General features: G+C 48.3%; 17 protein-coding genes and 5 pseudogenes. 8 read left to right on the forward strand and 14 right to left on the reverse strand.

The annotated features are described in order from the left end of the window. Nucleotides 1-379 precede the first annotated feature (379 nt). Together KJA68_RS00820 and KJA68_RS00825 are read left to right on the forward strand one after the other, a co-directional pair. Complete coding sequence (locus KJA68_RS00820) at nucleotides 380-874, forward strand: DUF2924 domain-containing protein (RefSeq protein ID WP_246487009.1); 495 nt, start codon at nucleotides 380-382, stop codon at nucleotides 872-874. Between the two features lie 56 nt (nucleotides 875-930). Continuing rightward, nucleotides 931-1,257 carry a recombinase family protein gene (locus KJA68_RS00825; protein WP_213035032.1) on the forward strand — a complete coding sequence of 109 codons (327 nt, stop codon included), beginning with the start codon at nucleotides 931-933 and terminating at the stop codon, nucleotides 1,255-1,257. On the opposite strand, the gene KJA68_RS00830 is transcribed toward KJA68_RS00825, so the two are convergent. Both KJA68_RS00830 and KJA68_RS11065 read right to left on the reverse strand, forming a co-directional pair. Further along, nucleotides 1,226-2,599 (reverse strand): SLC13 family permease, encoded by a 1,374-nt coding sequence (locus KJA68_RS00830; RefSeq protein ID WP_213035033.1) that lies wholly within the window; start codon nucleotides 2,597-2,599, stop codon nucleotides 1,226-1,228. The genes KJA68_RS00825 and KJA68_RS00830 overlap by 32 nt on opposite strands. A gap of 1,230 nt (nucleotides 2,600-3,829) precedes the next feature. Next, nucleotides 3,830-4,021 carry a DUF6362 family protein gene (locus tag KJA68_RS11065; RefSeq protein ID WP_420887616.1) on the reverse strand — a complete coding sequence of 64 codons (192 nt, stop codon included), beginning with the start codon at nucleotides 4,019-4,021 and terminating at the stop codon, nucleotides 3,830-3,832. A 72-nt stretch (nucleotides 4,022-4,093) separates the two neighbouring features. Here KJA68_RS11065 and KJA68_RS00840 point away from each other — a divergent pair, with 72 nt between their 5' ends. Continuing rightward, nucleotides 4,094-4,441, forward strand: coding sequence for an O-linked N-acetylglucosamine transferase family protein (locus KJA68_RS00840; protein WP_213035035.1), 348 nt, complete (start codon nucleotides 4,094-4,096; stop codon nucleotides 4,439-4,441). Nucleotides 4,442-4,824: 383 nt separating this feature from the next. Here the strand turns inward: KJA68_RS00840 and KJA68_RS00845 are convergent, their stop codons facing one another. Genes KJA68_RS00845 through KJA68_RS00860 form a run of 4 tightly spaced genes read right to left on the reverse strand, consistent with a single transcriptional unit; the run spans nucleotide 4,825 to nucleotide 7,088 of the window. After that, on the reverse strand, nucleotides 4,825-5,145 hold the full coding sequence (locus KJA68_RS00845; RefSeq protein ID WP_213035036.1) for a helix-turn-helix domain-containing protein: 321 nt from the start codon (nucleotides 5,143-5,145) through the stop codon (nucleotides 4,825-4,827). Then, nucleotides 5,126-5,548: a TOTE conflict system archaeo-eukaryotic primase domain-containing protein gene (locus KJA68_RS00850; RefSeq protein WP_213035037.1), complete on the reverse strand. Its 423-nt coding sequence runs from the start codon at nucleotides 5,546-5,548 to the stop codon at nucleotides 5,126-5,128. Before KJA68_RS00850 ends, KJA68_RS00845 begins: the two co-directional genes overlap by 20 nt. After that, the gene (locus tag KJA68_RS00855) at nucleotides 5,541-6,086 is read right to left on the reverse strand and encodes a hypothetical protein (protein WP_213035038.1); all 546 of its coding nucleotides are present in this window, start codon (nucleotides 6,084-6,086) and stop codon (nucleotides 5,541-5,543) included. Before KJA68_RS00855 ends, KJA68_RS00850 begins: the two co-directional genes overlap by 8 nt. Before the next feature lie 45 nt (nucleotides 6,087-6,131). Further along, nucleotides 6,132-7,088 (reverse strand): type I restriction-modification system subunit M, encoded by a 957-nt coding sequence (locus tag KJA68_RS00860; protein WP_246487010.1) that lies wholly within the window; start codon nucleotides 7,086-7,088, stop codon nucleotides 6,132-6,134. On the opposite strand from KJA68_RS00860, the gene KJA68_RS00865 reads away from it, so the two are divergent. Then, on the forward strand, nucleotides 7,059-7,583 hold the full coding sequence (locus KJA68_RS00865; RefSeq protein WP_213035039.1) for an IS30 family transposase: 525 nt from the start codon (nucleotides 7,059-7,061) through the stop codon (nucleotides 7,581-7,583). The two genes, KJA68_RS00860 and KJA68_RS00865, sit on opposite strands and share 30 nt — an antisense overlap. Nucleotides 7,584-8,172: 589 nt before the next feature. On the opposite strand, the gene KJA68_RS00870 is transcribed toward KJA68_RS00865, so the two are convergent. From KJA68_RS00870 to KJA68_RS00890, 5 genes and pseudogenes are all read right to left on the reverse strand, one after another. After that, entirely contained in the window at nucleotides 8,173-8,508 is a 336-nt protein-coding gene (locus KJA68_RS00870) for a helix-turn-helix domain-containing protein (RefSeq protein ID WP_213035040.1), read from the reverse strand. After that, nucleotides 8,483-8,764 (reverse strand): BrnT family toxin, encoded by a 282-nt coding sequence (locus KJA68_RS00875; RefSeq protein ID WP_213035041.1) that lies wholly within the window; start codon nucleotides 8,762-8,764, stop codon nucleotides 8,483-8,485. The genes KJA68_RS00870 and KJA68_RS00875 overlap by 26 nt, the downstream gene beginning before the upstream one ends. 316 nt (nucleotides 8,765-9,080) lie before the next feature. After that, nucleotides 9,081-9,188 (reverse strand): annotated as a pseudogene (locus KJA68_RS00880) (IS110 family transposase); the annotation flags it as partial. Between the two features lie 247 nt (nucleotides 9,189-9,435). After that, entirely contained in the window at nucleotides 9,436-11,109 is a 1,674-nt protein-coding gene (locus KJA68_RS00885) for a TULIP family P47-like protein (RefSeq protein ID WP_213035042.1), read from the reverse strand. 52 nt (nucleotides 11,110-11,161) lie between these two features. Then, nucleotides 11,162-12,445, reverse strand: coding sequence for a TULIP family P47-like protein (locus KJA68_RS00890; RefSeq protein ID WP_281412120.1), 1,284 nt, complete (start codon nucleotides 12,443-12,445; stop codon nucleotides 11,162-11,164). Nucleotides 12,446-12,595: 150 nt separating this feature from the next. Here KJA68_RS00890 and KJA68_RS00895 point away from each other — a divergent pair. The 4 genes and pseudogenes from KJA68_RS00895 to KJA68_RS00910 all read left to right on the forward strand — a co-directional run. Continuing rightward, nucleotides 12,596-12,830: pseudogene (locus tag KJA68_RS00895) on the forward strand (ATP-binding protein); the annotation flags it as partial. A 182-nt stretch (nucleotides 12,831-13,012) separates the two neighbouring features. Continuing rightward, a pseudogene (locus KJA68_RS00900) lies at nucleotides 13,013-13,210 on the forward strand (transposase); the annotation flags it as partial. Nucleotides 13,211-13,512: 302 nt separating this feature from the next. Beyond that, nucleotides 13,513-13,824: a type II toxin-antitoxin system TacA family antitoxin gene (locus KJA68_RS00905; RefSeq protein ID WP_213035045.1), complete on the forward strand. Its 312-nt coding sequence runs from the start codon at nucleotides 13,513-13,515 to the stop codon at nucleotides 13,822-13,824. Beyond that, a complete protein-coding gene (locus KJA68_RS00910; RefSeq protein ID WP_213035046.1) occupies nucleotides 13,787-14,284 on the forward strand; it encodes a GNAT family N-acetyltransferase in 498 nt (165 codons plus the stop codon). Before KJA68_RS00905 ends, KJA68_RS00910 begins: the two co-directional genes overlap by 38 nt. A 257-nt stretch (nucleotides 14,285-14,541) precedes the next feature. Here the strand turns inward: KJA68_RS00910 and KJA68_RS00915 are convergent, their stop codons facing one another. From KJA68_RS00915 to KJA68_RS11070, 3 genes and pseudogenes are all read right to left on the reverse strand, one after another. Next, nucleotides 14,542-14,781 (reverse strand): hypothetical protein, encoded by a 240-nt coding sequence (locus tag KJA68_RS00915; RefSeq protein WP_213035047.1) that lies wholly within the window; start codon nucleotides 14,779-14,781, stop codon nucleotides 14,542-14,544. A gap of 179 nt (nucleotides 14,782-14,960) precedes the next feature. Beyond that, a pseudogene (locus KJA68_RS00920) lies at nucleotides 14,961-15,269 on the reverse strand (IS3 family transposase); the annotation flags it as partial. 47 nt (nucleotides 15,270-15,316) lie between these two features. Beyond that, nucleotides 15,317-15,412, reverse strand: a pseudogene (locus KJA68_RS11070) (transposase); the annotation flags it as partial.

The raw sequence follows: 15,412 nt of genomic DNA on the forward strand, positions 1-15,412 counted from the left end.
AGGTCATTTCGAATTTCCGGAATGTCTGGTATGCCAGACGGATATAGCCGTCCCGGGAAAGGTGGATAAGGCCGGAGCTTTCCTGCCTGGGATGGTTTGCTGGTTGCTGATGGTAAGGTGCCATGGGATGTCCTTTCAGAAGTTGTCAACGAAATATAAGAAAAAAATATAATACTAAATATAATACTAAAAATATTTATTTAACTGTTCTGTCAAATATGACAGGGATATTTCAAGTACCGATCACGAAAATTCAAGAGTTTCTGATCACTCCAGAACCTGCGATTGTAGAGAGCAGGCCACCTACATAATTGATGAAACACGAGATCATTCATCTATTCATCCACCAGTTCGAATCATTCCGAAGCAGATAGCCAGTTTGAACTTGCCATTCCGCCCGGAAGAAGCGTTCATGCAGCCTCCAACCAATCCTATTACAAGGAGATTGTATGAATCCGAAACCTGCCCAATTTGCACACCCCCTTCGGTCGTAGCACAGATCTCCCAGCTGCCCGGTTTGGATATGCAGAAGATCAAGGTGCTGTGGAAACGCTTGTTGGGTGGTGATATCCTCGCCCACAACCGACCATTTCTGGAACGTCGCATTGCCTATCAGTTGCAGCTGATCGAATTCCGCAAGATGGATCACAATCTGCTGGAAAGCAACCAGCACCGGATTGAAGCCCTGGTACGGAATAGCAGGCTAAAACAGCGAGTCAAAGATCATCCTTTACCAGTCGGTACCATTCTGACCCGGCTGTATCATGAGGTGGAACATTGCGTGGTAGTGGTAGCCGATGGGCAGTATGCGTATCAGGGCAGCCTGTCGGTGATTGCCCGCGAGATCCCCGGTACCCGATGGTCGGAGCCATAATTCTTCGGGCTGAAGCAGACTGGTGTGAGCAAGGGTTCTAAAAGAGAATCTGGCAAATGAGCGGGTCCGTTAAAAAACGCATGCGCTGTGCCGTGTACACCCGCAAGTCCAGTGAAGAAGGACTGGATCAGGATTACAATTCCATCAATGCGCAGCGGGATGCCGGTCATGACTATATCGCCAGCCAGCGGGCGGAAGGCTGGATCGCGGTGGCAGATGATTATGACGATCCAGCCTATTCCAGGGGGAATATGGAACGCCCTGCCCTGCGCCGGCTGATGGTGGATATCGAAGCCGGGAGGGTTAAAGTAATGCGGGGAAAAATCAGAGTCTCTGTAGAAGGCCGCTTGATCAGCCGACCAGCCAATAACACACCGCCGTGATCACCGCAGCGCCGATAAAGTTCAGTACCAGTCCTTCGCGCACCATGCTGTTAATCGGCACCACTCCGGTGCCAAACACGATTGCATTCGGCGCCGTGCCGACCGGCATCATGAAACCATAACTGGCGCTCATCGCCGCCGGTAACATCAACATTGCAGGATCAATATTGGCAGCTTGCGCAGCCGGTCCCAGAATAGGCATCAGCAGCACCACAGTGGCGGTATTACTGGTTGTTTCGGTAAGAAACGTCACGACAATCGCAATAAAAGCAATGATGATCAGCGGATGCAACCCGGACAGGATGGTCAATTGCTCACCGACCGCTTTCGACAATCCGGTTTCAACGAATGCCTGCGCAATTGTAATGCCGGCCGCAAACAGAATCAGAATGCCCCACGGCACCTTGACGGCAGTATCCCAATCCAGCAACTTACCGCCCCGACCGTTCGGGATCAAAAACATCACCAGCACGGCAATCAATGCCACCGTCGCATCGCTTGCCCCTTTTAAATCAAACCAGAGACTCCAGCCACCAAACGGTTCATTGCGCGTGATCCACGTCAGTACGGTCAAACCGAAAATCAGCAGCATCCGCCGCTCTTCCGCGCGCCACGGTCCTGTCGGCGGCATCGACAATTCGCCTTTAAAATGCAAATTTCGCGTCAGCCACAAACCCGCCAACGGCACCATCAGCAGGATCACCGGCACACCCCAGCTCATCCACTGGGTAAAGCCTACAGTAATTCCGGTGAAACTCTCATATTCGCGCATGAACACCAGATTCGGTGGCGTGCCGATGGGCGAACCCAATCCACCGATACTGCTGCCGTAAGCGACCGACAGCAGCAACGGGATAGCCAGTTTTTTGTCGTCGCTCTGATCGATCACTGCCAGCGCCAACGGTAACATCATCAGCGTGGTCGCAGTATTGGAAATCCATATGCTGATGAACGCGCAGGCGCATAAAAACCCGAACACGATACGTCGGCTGCTATGCCCGCCGATGATACGGATCAACCCCACCGCCAACCGGTGATGCGTGCCGGAATGCGCCAGGGCAGCTGAAATCATGAAACCACCAAGCATCAGCAATACCATATCGTCGCCGTACGCCCTCGCAATATCCTCCTTGGTCAACACCCCGATCAACGGAAACACCGCCAACGGAATGATCGACGTTGCCGGAATCGGGATCGGCTCAAAAATCCACCAGACGACGCACAGCGTCACGATGGCGCCTGTCCAGCAGGCTTTGACGTCCCAGCCGGAGACGGTCATGCTGGTCGCAATAATTAAAGCGAATAAAGGCCCCAGGATTAATGACCAGGTAATTTTAAGCATTGTGACGTGTTCTAATATGTTGTCTGAAATGAGATCATTAAGGCATAAGCCATCCGATTGACGGATAGTCTGCTTTCCCGAATTGTCCAGTTACTGCTTGAGAATAAAATCCAGATTTCCTGGATAGCTTCCCGATTTCATGTCCCATTTCACCAATAAAAAAACCCCGCTTTTCAGGTCGGGGTTTCTGCAGGCGTGATTTTGAGACTAGCTAATTAAGATTCAAAATAACCATGTTTTGATAATTTGTCAATTTTTATGAAAAATCAACCATGAATTGCGGTTGACTTAAGCTTTCGGATTTTTCGCTTTATCTCTTCGCACAAGGCACATTTTACATTCGCCGGATCGATCCAGTATTTTGCGTTCGCTTCCTGTGTGCGTATTGGAAATATTCCAGATTCTATCCTGGTCCGTTGTACAGCTTCCCCAGGATCCTGGATCTGCCGGGATGTTTTGCCTGACCGATTAAAATTTGCCGAGTTGCCGCAATAGTTGTCTATTCACGGCAAATTTACCCCATGGGAACCTCGAGATGCAAAATACCACATATAATAAATTACCTGTAAGGAACTGTTGGGGAATGTGGTTGACCAAGTCATTTAAACGATATGTATTATTTAATTAGACCACACTATCCACTTCCTGCCTTAGCCCAATTTCAAAGCAGCCTGGACGCATTCCCGATTTCTCATTAACGGTAGTAAAGGTGGAACAGATGCATGATGATCCCGGCAATTCGTGAAGCGCCGTGTCATGGTTCCAGCCTTTGGGGTCTTTAGCAGGGAGTTGGGCAGTTCCTCAGAGGTAGGAGGTACAGGGTTATTCTTTTCCATTCCTGCTCTTTTTTATAGTGGAAAAAAACTCTGCGTGGGAACCCGCTTGGTCATCAACTCAAAAACCCCCAAAGATTTGACCCACCCTCCCCCTGCACAACGCTAATCACAGGTTTCCAGGATTGCACAGGGAGGTAGGAAATGATCAAAAAAATCTGCATTGAGGACAAATTTCTGTGCTTGCACCTCTGATCAGAGGATAGTTGAAATCATAACCTAAACAGGAAATTATGTTGCAGGGCTGAAATTCGCTCATTACCTCACATGCTCCCCCATTGCAGCCCATGCGCGTTAAAACACGCTATTAGACTTTAATTTCCCGGAATCACGATCATTCAAATGTGCCACTACCAACTGCAGCGCTTTCTGCCAACGCCTCCAGGCCGTATTACGGTCACGGCCAACACGACGGCAAATTTCCTATCCAGTCCCGGCGTTCTGCGCGCATCCAGACAAGATGCCGTGCTTCCGGGTCCAGCCATTGCATCCACCTGGTGGATTCCAGCATCCGATCAACAGCAGCAGGAAAAGGAGGAATGCGCAGCTTCCGGTCCTTTCCTGATTGTTTTCCCAAACCTGCAGCCATACTGTGCAAGGCAGCCCAGGTACTGGCATAGCCAGTCGGACGATCAGAAAGCAGCCGCCTAACCGGATTGACATGGTTCTCGATACCTTCCCATATCCTGGAGGAACCACTTCGGTAGATGCGCTTTGGATGGGGGTTCCTGTATTAACTTTAAGGGGGGATCGATTCTTGTCCCATTTGGGTGAATCTATCGCCATAAACGCAGGGCAAAGCAACTGGATTGCTCAGGACCAGGATGATTATGTGAATAAAGCGGTTGCTTTTGCTTCTGATCTTCAGGGCTTGGCAACTATCCGAAAAACTCTCCGGGATCGAGTACTCCAAACTCCTTTGTTCGATAACAAGCGATTTGCGAGGAATTTTAGGGAGGCCTTGGTGGGTATGCTCAAGAGAAAACAAGAGTCCTGCCAGCTATCATAGGATGACACAGAAAATGATTCGATTGAAAAATGGACAAATCTTGCAAAGACTAGACAATCACCCCAAACATTACCCGGCTTGGTTCTATAATTTAGAAAGCAGTCTACAAAGAAAATTGAACTGGTCTGCAACAACCTGCAGCACTATATTCAGGGCCGCGTGACCGTGAAGCGATGACATCCAACAAAACGGCAAATTTCCTGCCATCCCCCGTGATCCATGCACTTCCTTCAAAACGACCAAGCCATTATATAGCGAACAAACGTCACGATGATGCACGCCCAAAAGTGGCTGAAATCCTCACCGCTATGCAGGATTCCAACGGCATCGCAACTATTCGCAACTTTAAGCAATAACCTCGCCGGCACTGGCGTGAAAGCGCCTCAGATGAGCGCTTCCAGACCTTTACGTTCAATCAGGTTCAACAACTTCAAAGATGGACCGCTCGGCTTCTTGTCGCCGATTTCCCACTTCTGCACAGTGGACAAGCTGGTATTCAGCACGGCAGCAAACACTGCCTGGCTCACATGGGCCTGTTCGCGCAGTGACTTGATCTTCTGCGGGGCCATCTCGTGGACATCGAGATGGCACAAGGCATCGAACTCGCCCATACGCCGCTTGCTGATCAAACCGGCTCCGTGCAGCCCGCGTGCTGTTTCATGCATCTCATCCAGAATTCGGCTCTTACGCTTCGTCATTGTCATTACATATCTCCACAATCTCTCCGGCTGTTAATGCAGCCGCCAGTTGCCGATCATCAAACCCCAAAAGCTCCCTTGCCAGTTCCTGAAACACTTTAAGTTCGTCTTTGTCGATACGTGGTTTCTCACAGATTCCAGCACGCCATTCATTGGCACAGGCAGGCCCGTACCCAGACTTGCCGGTACTCTTGCTTTCCCAACGGATGGGGTAAACATCGGTACGTCCACGAAACAGTCGCCGGAACAACGCCACTTTTTCAGCAGAAGTCAGTCTGGACAATTCTAAATCACGCGCCACCGGTACAGCTGAAGGAGACAACCGCCACTCAATGTTGTGAGATTCTAGCAACGCAATCAGTCGGGCGTTTTCCGCCTGAAGAGCTGCAAATACAGATGGGTCAGTCATCGACCCCATGCTCGGCAAGCAATTCATCCATGTCGTCACCAACGCCGTAGCCGAAGTTATGGCTGATGCGACGAACCTTTTTCAGCCGCGCCCAGGGAAGTGGCCTCTGCCCCTCTGGCAACATACCAATGGTTTTTAACGCCTGCTCGAACATCCTCACCAAGGCATCGAAATATCCTTCATCCTGCAGTCCGACGTCGCTACTGAAACCAGCTGCCCGTTCGCAGTAGTAAACCATCAGTTCCGTCAGCCCCTCTGATTGGCCAACGGCTTTCTTGTAATCGGATATGGCCTTCTTGGCCTTGGCGACTGAAATATTCTGGTTTTTGAACATATCCGGACAAAGCCAGCGATCGATGATGACCTTATACGGTTTAAGCACATCGTTGCCAAGTGCTAAGCGAGCATGAAGAAAAGCCTGGTTATCCTTGCTGGCTGCATACAGGTCTTGCACTAGTCCAAATAGACCAGCGCGATCGAAATCGATGAGTCTGGTTTTGACATCACTCCAACTGGGCGTATTTTTCTTGGTGGCCATATGCACTATTCCTCGGAGATATCTGGTAAGATTAATTAGTCATTGTCATTCCAATGGAAATAACGACAAACCCAACTCTTTCAGGAATTGGTTATGGGTTTGCGTGGAACGAATAATCTGCTCCTGTAAATCAACCAAGGTCAAATTTACTGCTTGCAGGCTTATATCTTTTTCCGGTTCGTGGGTACTGATATAACACGAAATATTCAGGTTAAAATCGTTTTTTTCAATTTCCTCCATCGACACGCAGTGTGAATAGCGATTTTCATTCTTGCGATCTTTATACGTTGTAAGAATTTTATCAATGTGTTCCGGTAGCAGGCGGTTTTGCCGTTTGCCTTTCTCGAAGTGCTCGGCGGCGTTGATGAACAGCACGTCGTCTGGCTTCTTGCATTTCTTCAGCACCAGAATGCACACCGGAATTCCGGTTGGAAAAAACAGGTTGGCAGGTAAGCCGATGACCGTGTCGATATGGCCATCTTTCAGCAATTTGGTACGGATGCGATCTTCCGCGCCGCCCCTAAACAGAACGCCGTGGGGCAGGATGATAGCCATCACGCCGTCTTGCTTCAGGTAGTGGAAGCCGTGCAGCAAAAAAACGAAGTCGGCGGCAGACTTGGGTGCCATGCCGTAATTTTTGAAGCGCACGTCCTCGCCGAGCGCATCGAATGGCTCCCAGCGGTAGCTTAACGGCGGATTGGCCACCACCGCGTCAAACTTCGGCATCTTGGCAGGGTTCATTTCACGCAACCAGTCCCATTCGTTGGTCAAGGTATCGCCGTGGTAAATCTCGAACTCGGAATCCTTCACCCCGTGCAGCAGCATGTTCATGCGTGCCAGGTTGTAGGTGGTGATGTTCTTCTCCTGCCCGACAATTTTACCAATACCGTTCGGCCCCATGCGGTGGCGCACATTCAGCAGCAGCGAGCCGGAGCCACAAGCAAAATCGAACACGCTTTCCAGTTGCTTCCTTTGGCCGGTAACCGCCAGTCCATCGAGCAACGTCCGGCTATCGTCGATGCCAGAAGTCGTATCGGCGACTGGGAGGCAGATACCATCATCGGCAAGAATCACCGGCAGGCCATCGTCAGCCTGGTCGAACGAAAGACGGGATATACGCTGATTCGCAAGGTGGAGAGGAAGACCGCCAAGGCTGTGACAGAAGCAACCACCCGCCTGCTCAAGCCACATCGAAGACGGGTGCATACGATTACTTCCGACAACGGGCGGGAATTCTCCGGACACGAGGAGATCAGCAAACAACTGGATGCAGACTTCTATTTCGCCCATCCTTACGCTTCATGGGAACGAGGGACGAACGAGAATACGAATGGACTGATTCGGCAGTATTTCCCCAAAAACCGGGACTTCACCACGATTACACAGCAGGAGATGGATACAGCAATGGAAAGATTGAACAACCGACCCAGAAAACGACTTGGATACCAAACACCTAATCAGGTATTCTTCAAGTCAGGCGTTGCACTTCGTATTTGAATCTGCGTATTGATAAAGCCACATTACTCCAGAACATAATCCAGCGATACGTCGAGCAGTGGTTACTTTACTTGTCCGTAATGATACCCGGATTTCTTTTCCCCCTTTGGGAGTGAATCGAAAGTAATATATCCCGTAGGGTCTGCGAATTAGATGGCTGCCATATCCTATAACTGTACCAATTAATGGTACCAAGCGGAAATTCAGGCAAAAAAATACACCAACTTTTTGAATTATTGGTGTATTTTCGATATTGGTGGTGCAAAGGCGACTGGTTTCGAACTCTCTCTCCAAACGCATGAGTAACGCTGCGGGTCAATGGGTACCAATTCGGGTGTTTGTTCATTTCACAACCACAGTTGCTAAAAATAACTATCACCGTTGGTATACCAAGCTCATCTACAGCAAAAAACAGAGGGATCGGAATGAATAGAGATGCAATGACTAGCCCGTGATACTAAATTTCGCATGACCGCATCATGATCACGGTTTTTTTACAACTTTAGCATTCAAGGCGGCGAAATCCTAGGACTGTTTTTCAAAATTCATAGACCATTTCTAATGATAAAAATTTTGTGAGTAATAGAACTCAATGCAAAGCCGCCAAGGCAGCCTCTGGGGCCTTATCCAACACCTTCAACAGCGCCTTCGCCGCGCCTGTTGGGCTCCGTTTCCCCTGCTCCCAATTGCGGATGGTATCGAGAGAGACATTGATCCGCTCGGCGAACTCGGCTTGGCTGAATCCCAATCGCCTACGTACGCGCCGCGCAAATTTCGCGGCATCAAGCATGGCATCAGCATCATCCAAAGATTTATGTGTTGCGATATCGGCCTCTGTCGTAGCATCAACTCGTTGTGGATCGAATCGTCCTACTGGTTTGACCCCATGGTTCAGTACATCAATAGTCTTGCGAACGGTTTTCATATTGCTTCACCTCACGTTGATTGGCCTTTCGAGCAGAAATGATGCGTATCATATTGTTGCGCGACGTATAGACCAGTACAAATAGACGCCCCTCAATGTTGCCGATAAGTTGGTAACGATCTTCGCCGTAACTCTGGCGGGTAACTTGTCGAATTACTCGATTCGGATCAGCAAAGGCAAACGCCTCATACGCGAAGTCGAACCCGCGATCCCGGAAACATGCATCGCTTTTAGTTTCATTCCACTCGAATTTCATGGATTAAGTGTAGCCCAGTGAACCACTATTGGCAAGCTTTAAACTTGATTTCCATAGCGAGGTACGCCTTCATCCGCGAATTCCAGTACAAACTGGATACTGAATTATTAATACCGGTCAAGAATTAACCAGAAAAAGCTGCCGTGGAATTGGCGACCTTGGAATGGGTATATTGGTTTAGCCACCTGTGGTTACTAGAATCGATTAGCGAAATGTCGTCAGCCACAACCGAAGAACAGCATTATCGACAAATTGCAATGAAGTCTGCAGAGACTGTTTTACTTTGATCAAATAGTCTCCACGAAAACCGAGGCGATTCACTTCGACGTAGCTGCTTGCGCAGTACTGTCTTGCCCTGCGCATCTGCAACATGCACCTGGAAAACCTCTTTGGCCAAATCCAGGCCTATCGTAGTAATATGCATGACAGACGCCCCTTTCAGTTTTAATGGTCTCAACGAACCACCACTTCGGCATTTTGATGCCGTTTCTGGAAGTGGGCGTCCATTCCATTACAAAATTCAGGACACTCTTGAGTTGTTCAATTTCCTCCCGGTTTTCAGACCAGTTTTACCTTTTGGAGACCATCCAGCCGTGAAGCTGTTACATTTCCTTGCACCGGATAAGTTACAGACTAGAGGTTCCCCCCAGCCTGCCAGATTATGCAGTGATTTAGCTCAGCTTAATGCTAGCCACAAGGCTGGTACGGAGAGACGCCCCAAGTAATTCATAGTTCTCCAGCGCAGGAAATTGCGAGGCACCCAGTATATTCGCAGCAAAATCATCAAAGGCAGGAATCTTGTCATATTCCATGCTTGTTACCGGCCCAGCCACAGCCATGCCTGCGGCAGTCACACCAGCGATTGCTGCCGTAATGCCACAATAAGTGCGGAATTGCGTGGATTTCAGGAAGCTCCCTTTCTGAACCTGCGCAGCATTATCCGGGTCAGTGACTCCTTCATCCGCATCATCAGAAGAATCGAGATTGATTTCTTCCCATTCCTCATCGGTCAGTTCGCTCGACGCGGATTCCATGATATCCGATGAAATGTCGATGGTCGCTTCTGTTTCTGAAACGACAGCGGTGGTTGCCGTTGAAGTCAATACATCCGCGACTGCGCTGATTCCACCCGCGAGCGCTGCAATCCCCCCGACCACTCCAATTACGATTTCGGCAATTTTCAGGCCTTCAGAAACTTCCACATTCGAGTGGATAGTCGGATTACCAAAGCTTTTCGTATCAGGAATAAAAATGTATTTATTATCTTGCCTCTTCACTGTATTGAAGCCAAAATCCTGTTCCAGATTCATGTATACCGTAATCCCAGCAGATGGGCTGTACGATGCATTGCTGATTTCGAGGTGAACGTGATCACCGTCCATGCGCATCAGAAAATCACCGGCCTTAATTTTGGGTGAGATAATGCCATTTTCGGTCTGAAAGTTACCCCATATGAGGTCTTTCGAATTCACGATATTGAGACCTGAGTCACTGATGGTAAAGTCAGATGCCTTCGAACCTTGAATAGTGCAAATGGCGCCATTGAGCAACATATGTTCAGTGACCTTTTCTGGACTGATTACAAAGGCGGAATTGGCTCCATCCGCCAGCCCCTGAAGGGCAGCGATATCCACCGATAGCTCCTGCAGCGGTCCTATTGTTCCTCCATCGGTCATTGCCAGGGCACCGAAGACGGTATTCGAAAGAGTCTTGTTTTTAGATGGCCCTGCCACAGCATAACCGGATGCGCTTGGTTTCAGCCATTGAAAGCTGTCCTGATCCGCCACCTCGTTGATCATCATGACATGAAAGGTCGCCTGAATATCGCCAAGGTGGGCGTTAAAATACCCTTGAAAAAGGGTCTGCAGAATATCGTTCAGTATCGGTGCTTTTGTTGGATCCAGGTTGGGAAAAGACACCGCTACCACCGTAACAACCTGGTTACTGCCAGTATTTCCGACCGCTTTCTGTGGAAAGCGTTGCGCTGTAGGCACGCCGGTTCCAGGTTTTGCCGTAGGATCACTGACCTTGGCATCTGCATCGACAACCTGCTCAAGCTCGAACTGTATAGTCAGAACACCACCTGACAGGTTGGCTGTTTCGTTAATACCCGTTGCGGTGCCGGAAGCAATGCTTGTCTGCATCTGGATGAGCGAGCCACTTCCCCCGAGACTTAACGCCCAGTCGGACCATACTCCATTTATCGCGACACCCGTTCCGGTGTCCGTATAATTGAAAGAGCTAGGGAAGGAGCCATTTTTTTTGATGGCTTCGTTCACAACTTCAAACGAAGCAACATAAACAGTATCCCAATGATAGGTGTCAACATTTGGTGCGGCAGCCATAATTTTCTCCTTGTTTATAGTATGGAAATATATTTTGATCCCGCAGGATGTATCAGACTTTCTGCTTGCCGCGGCAATAAAAATTGTCCTGAAGTTGGCCATCGGTAAGCGTAAACTGCGTCCCCTGCTGCCAGTTGACCTGGAACGCACCGAGATTCGCAGCGTCAAGGCCAGAATCCGATACAGTGGATCCGACAGCATTTTCAATCGCAAGACTCACCGCCTCGATGATCGCGTTCATCAACCCCAAGGTCAGTGCACCCAGTACGCTTTCCCACCAAGGGATATGCGTACTATGCGACACCTGCTTGTCAGTGGATGAAAAACTGAGTGCCTCGGCTTCCAGGTTAAAAGAAGCAATTTCCTTTTCGGACATCGAAAAATCGACATATGCATCAGCGAGTCCGGTGATCGGGCAACGTCCATCGAGGTAGGTGCTGATGTAGTTATTCTCAATATGCATATTGAGATTATTAATATGGGGCGGGTACCAAATCAGACCAACCTTGACACTATCCAGATGAATTTGACCGTTATTAACGATACTCGCACCGCTCATCTGGAATTCGTTTGCCGAAGATCCATTGAAAGCGCCTGGAAGTCCAGGAAGAATAACGTGTGCCAGTAATTGCGTTCCAGAAAGGATGAAACCGAAGTCATCACCTTCCCTCAGGAGAGCACTGTCAAAGGTTTTTGAATAGCCAGAAACATCGACATGATCAAACATGCCCAGGACGCCGAAGTTTCCCAAAGTATCCTGAATATTCTGCTGATAACAATAAGCAAGGGTTCGTAGAACCATCCATCCGGCACTAGCCGGTGGCACCAGGTCTATATCGGCAAAAACAAAGGCAAGCTTGTCACGATTGCCTACAAAACACTGCGAAAGGGCGGGTACAATCAGGTCTTTGGCAAGTGGATCAAGATCAGCCTTCCCGGATGTATCCGGATCGATCACGGTAACTGCACCCGGCGTGGTGTCGCCAGCCTTACTTCCTACAGTAGTACAGTTGAACACCAGTGACTTTTGCTGCCCCGGGTTGTCTCCGTCAATAAAGGCAAGCTGCATCTGAACTAACGGAACAGCGCCATCCAGCGGGTATATTTTTCCGCTAGACTTGAGGGTCGCGCTGCCGCTCTTTATCGGGGTGTAAAACTGGAGGATTTCGCCCGACCCGTTGGGCGCTATGGACCATGCGTCAAATACGCCCTCCAGAATGATTCCCGTATCCTCATATCGAAACGAAAAAAGATAATTGGCGCTTTCATCCGCAAGTCTGCGATTCATGTAGGCTGATGAACACGCAAAAATTGTATCCCATCCATCGTTCCGCATGCATCCCTCCTGAAATTACGGAAAAATCAAACAAAAAAACATCAATTAGATTCAATATAAAATATAATTTTATATATATATTTATAAATTTAATATTTAAAGTTTATCTATATAAGGAAAAATTATATAGCTGTCAATACTAACAGGCTGACAGATTCTGCACGGCGGGATTTGTTGGAAATACTGGATGATCGGTATAACTTACGCTCGACTATTATTACCAGCCAATTGCAAGGTGGAAGACTGGCATGAGTCAATCGGTGATCCCATTTTGGCTGACGCTATTCTGGATCGGCTCGTACATAACGCACATAAACTGGATCTATCTGGAGAGTCCATCAGAAAGAGCAAAAGAGGTTTGACTAAACCTGCAAATCAGGAGTAAAAAATACACCCCGCGTCGCTACGCTCCGACTGTCCAGTTTCAGTGGAATACGCACCTGACGTAAGCTGAATTTCAAAGAGTCCAATGTTTCGTAAAATGAGGGAAGAAACGGGGGATGGAAATGGAGAAATTACCGAGGGCGGAATACAGTCAGGAATTCAGGGAGCAGGCTACGGACCTATCAGGAAAGCGGACTGTCAGTGGCTGAGGTTGCCAAGCGGCTGTCGCTGCCGAAATCATCGCTGAATCACTGGGTGGTGGCGGCGAGGAAGGGAAAATTGACGCCAGTTGGCAAGAATCAGAAGCCGGTCAGCGAACTGGAAATGGAGCTATCAAAAAGATCTCAGCAAACCGAAAAAGTGGAAAAAATTGGACGCTGATTGACAATGCTATGGGCTGCAATGAGCCCCCTCCAAAGATATCTATTGAATTTTACTATCCCCAACCGACCTCAACCACATAAAAACTAGCAACAAGAAATCTAAATAATCTGCAACAATGGTGTCATTTTGGCACCAAATGGATTACAATCGCTTCACAACCCTAAAACATATTTTGGCAGATATCTGAATATGCTTGAAGGTGGGTTAGTTTATTTTGATTGTATGGTGCATATGCGCCACCCACAGCAGATTTAGTCGCTGAACGATAATTTGCTGTGGTTTTACTCAGGAGGGTAACCATGAGCTTAGTTGAGGCAAGGGGCCGTATTACGGTTAGAGTTCCTCTTGCTGTGCAGGAAAAACTGCAGGAGGCGGCAGATTTGGTTGGATCGACCGTGAACCAGTTTGTAATTCAGTGCGCACTTGAAAAAGCAGAGAAAATTATTGATCGTGAAACGATGATTGGCTTGACTCGCCGTGATGCCGCCATGTTGATTGAATTATTAGAGAATCCGTCCAAACCCAATCCGGCACTGAAACAGGCTCTTAAGCAATATAAGGACAAAATAAAAAATGGGGCGTTACGTAGCACCGCTGGATCAGACGCATGATGTAAAAAATTTTGACTGCGGCACAGATAAATTAAACAGATGGTTGCAGACCATTGCTAGCCAGCATCAAGCAAAAGGTTTGTCCAAAACCTTCGTATTGGTTGACGATAATGCACCCACAGTCATCATTGGCTTTTATGCCCTGGCAATCCGCCGCATGACGCCACGAGAGACCTTGCCTGCGGAACTGGCCAGAAAGTTCCCTTCCGATATCCCGGGTTATACGCTTGCGCGACTTGCTATAGCCAACCGTTCAACTGGAAAAGGCTTCGGCGCGGACCTTCTTGTCGATGCAATGTATCGGGCAAAGCAAGTTTCAGATCAGGTGGGCGGCGCATTTCTTTTCGTTGATGCGAAAGACCAGACGGCTGCCAACTTCTACAGCCACTTCGGGTTTATCCCATTGCCTGATGATCCGCTCACCCTGGTCATGCCAATGTCGACCATCCGGGATGGATAACCTCTTGTTGTCCATGTGAATCCTCGGTGAAAATCCTGCGGTTTTACAACATCCTGCTGAGTTATGAGAATGAAAATGGAATGCTTAGAGAATTATTTGGAATTCTAGGTAATGCTGTACTTTGGGTTCTTTTCTTTGGGACAGTAGTAGTTGGTGTATTATTGCTCGAACAAGAATATGAATTGCCAAAATAGATAGTAATCAGTTTATGTATTATTCCAGGTATTATTTGGCGTGGAATTAAAATGAAAAAGTAATCATGCTATCGTTGCAACGATAGCTTCTCCGAACAAATGTCTATCCATAAGAATAGAGTCCGTATTTTGATTCATTTGACCGTTTTGGCAGATGCCAAATAATTGTGAAAAGACGCTTGGAAGAACAGAAAAATCTTTGCGTCTAACAGCAGATTTAATACCCTGCTGAAAATGACTAAACCTTCCGATTAAACGGGGTAACTTCAGATGGAATATAGCCGCATCGCCTTGATCAACCATGTGCGTAGCAATTCAAAATTGATTGGCACGGACTACATGGCACAAATCACTGGGCACGTGTATTACACCACGGCAGGCGCATCGGTCTAAAACGCGACGCCGACCTATTGGTTGTTGAACTATTTGCTTTCTTACATGATAGCTGCTGACCTTTGCTGTCAATCTTAGAGTCCAACAGGTTAGGCAGCGAGCAGTGTTGTATAGTATCGCTGCGTAAATTTGGCCGGTGATAGATATCCCAGTCTTTTCTGCTTCCGCTGCCGGTTGTAGAAGACCTCGATGTATTCGGTAATCTCCTGTTTTGCCTCTTCCCGGGTCTCGAATTTGCGGTGATGCACCAGCTCATTCTTTAACGTTCCCCAGAAACTTTCCATCGGTACATTATCCCAACAGCCGCCCTTGCGGCTCATCGAAGGTTGCATGCCAAATTGACGGAACAGCTTCTGGTAATCGCGGGCACAGTACTGACCAGGATCTTTGTAATCTATACCAAACCACATTGCGTTGTAAAACAGTATGGCAATTTTACGTGCCGTACCCGCTTGCCCATCGCCTGCTTGAGATCGGCATTCAACCTCTCTTCGGGGTTGAGTTCCGGGCTGTAACCGGGCAGATAGAACACTTCGATTTG

Source organism: Candidatus Nitrotoga fabula (assembly GCF_905221025.1).
GTDB lineage: Bacteria > Pseudomonadota > Gammaproteobacteria > Burkholderiales > Gallionellaceae > Nitrotoga > Nitrotoga fabula.

Bases quoted from the DNA above. Each gene is read 5' to 3' on its own strand.
- KJA68_RS00825 (WP_213035032.1), top strand. From the start codon at position 931: ATGAGCGGGTCCGTTAAAAAACGCATGCGCTGTGCCGTGTACACCCGC.
- KJA68_RS00830 (WP_213035033.1), bottom strand. From the start codon at position 2,599: ATGCTTAAAATTACCTGGTCATTAATCCTGGGGCCTTTATTCGCTTTA.
- KJA68_RS11065 (WP_420887616.1), bottom strand. From the start codon at position 4,021: ATGGCTGCAGGTTTGGGAAAACAATCAGGAAAGGACCGGAAGCTGCGC.
- KJA68_RS00840 (WP_213035035.1), top strand. From the start codon at position 4,094: ATGGTTCTCGATACCTTCCCATATCCTGGAGGAACCACTTCGGTAGAT.
- KJA68_RS00845 (WP_213035036.1), bottom strand. From the start codon at position 5,145: ATGACAATGACGAAGCGTAAGAGCCGAATTCTGGATGAGATGCATGAA.
- KJA68_RS00850 (WP_213035037.1), bottom strand. From the start codon at position 5,548: ATGACTGACCCATCTGTATTTGCAGCTCTTCAGGCGGAAAACGCCCGA.
- KJA68_RS00855 (WP_213035038.1), bottom strand. From the start codon at position 6,086: ATGGCCACCAAGAAAAATACGCCCAGTTGGAGTGATGTCAAAACCAGA.
- KJA68_RS00870 (WP_213035040.1), bottom strand. From the start codon at position 8,508: ATGAAAACCGTTCGCAAGACTATTGATGTACTGAACCATGGGGTCAAA.
- KJA68_RS00875 (WP_213035041.1), bottom strand. From the start codon at position 8,764: ATGAAATTCGAGTGGAATGAAACTAAAAGCGATGCATGTTTCCGGGAT.
- KJA68_RS00885 (WP_213035042.1), bottom strand. From the start codon at position 11,109: ATGGCTGCCGCACCAAATGTTGACACCTATCATTGGGATACTGTTTAT.
- KJA68_RS00890 (WP_281412120.1), bottom strand. From the start codon at position 12,445: ATGCGGAACGATGGATGGGATACAATTTTTGCGTGTTCATCAGCCTAC.
- KJA68_RS00905 (WP_213035045.1), top strand. From the start codon at position 13,513: ATGAGCTTAGTTGAGGCAAGGGGCCGTATTACGGTTAGAGTTCCTCTT.
- KJA68_RS00910 (WP_213035046.1), top strand. From the start codon at position 13,787: ATGGGGCGTTACGTAGCACCGCTGGATCAGACGCATGATGTAAAAAAT.
- KJA68_RS00915 (WP_213035047.1), bottom strand. From the start codon at position 14,781: ATGGTTGATCAAGGCGATGCGGCTATATTCCATCTGAAGTTACCCCGT.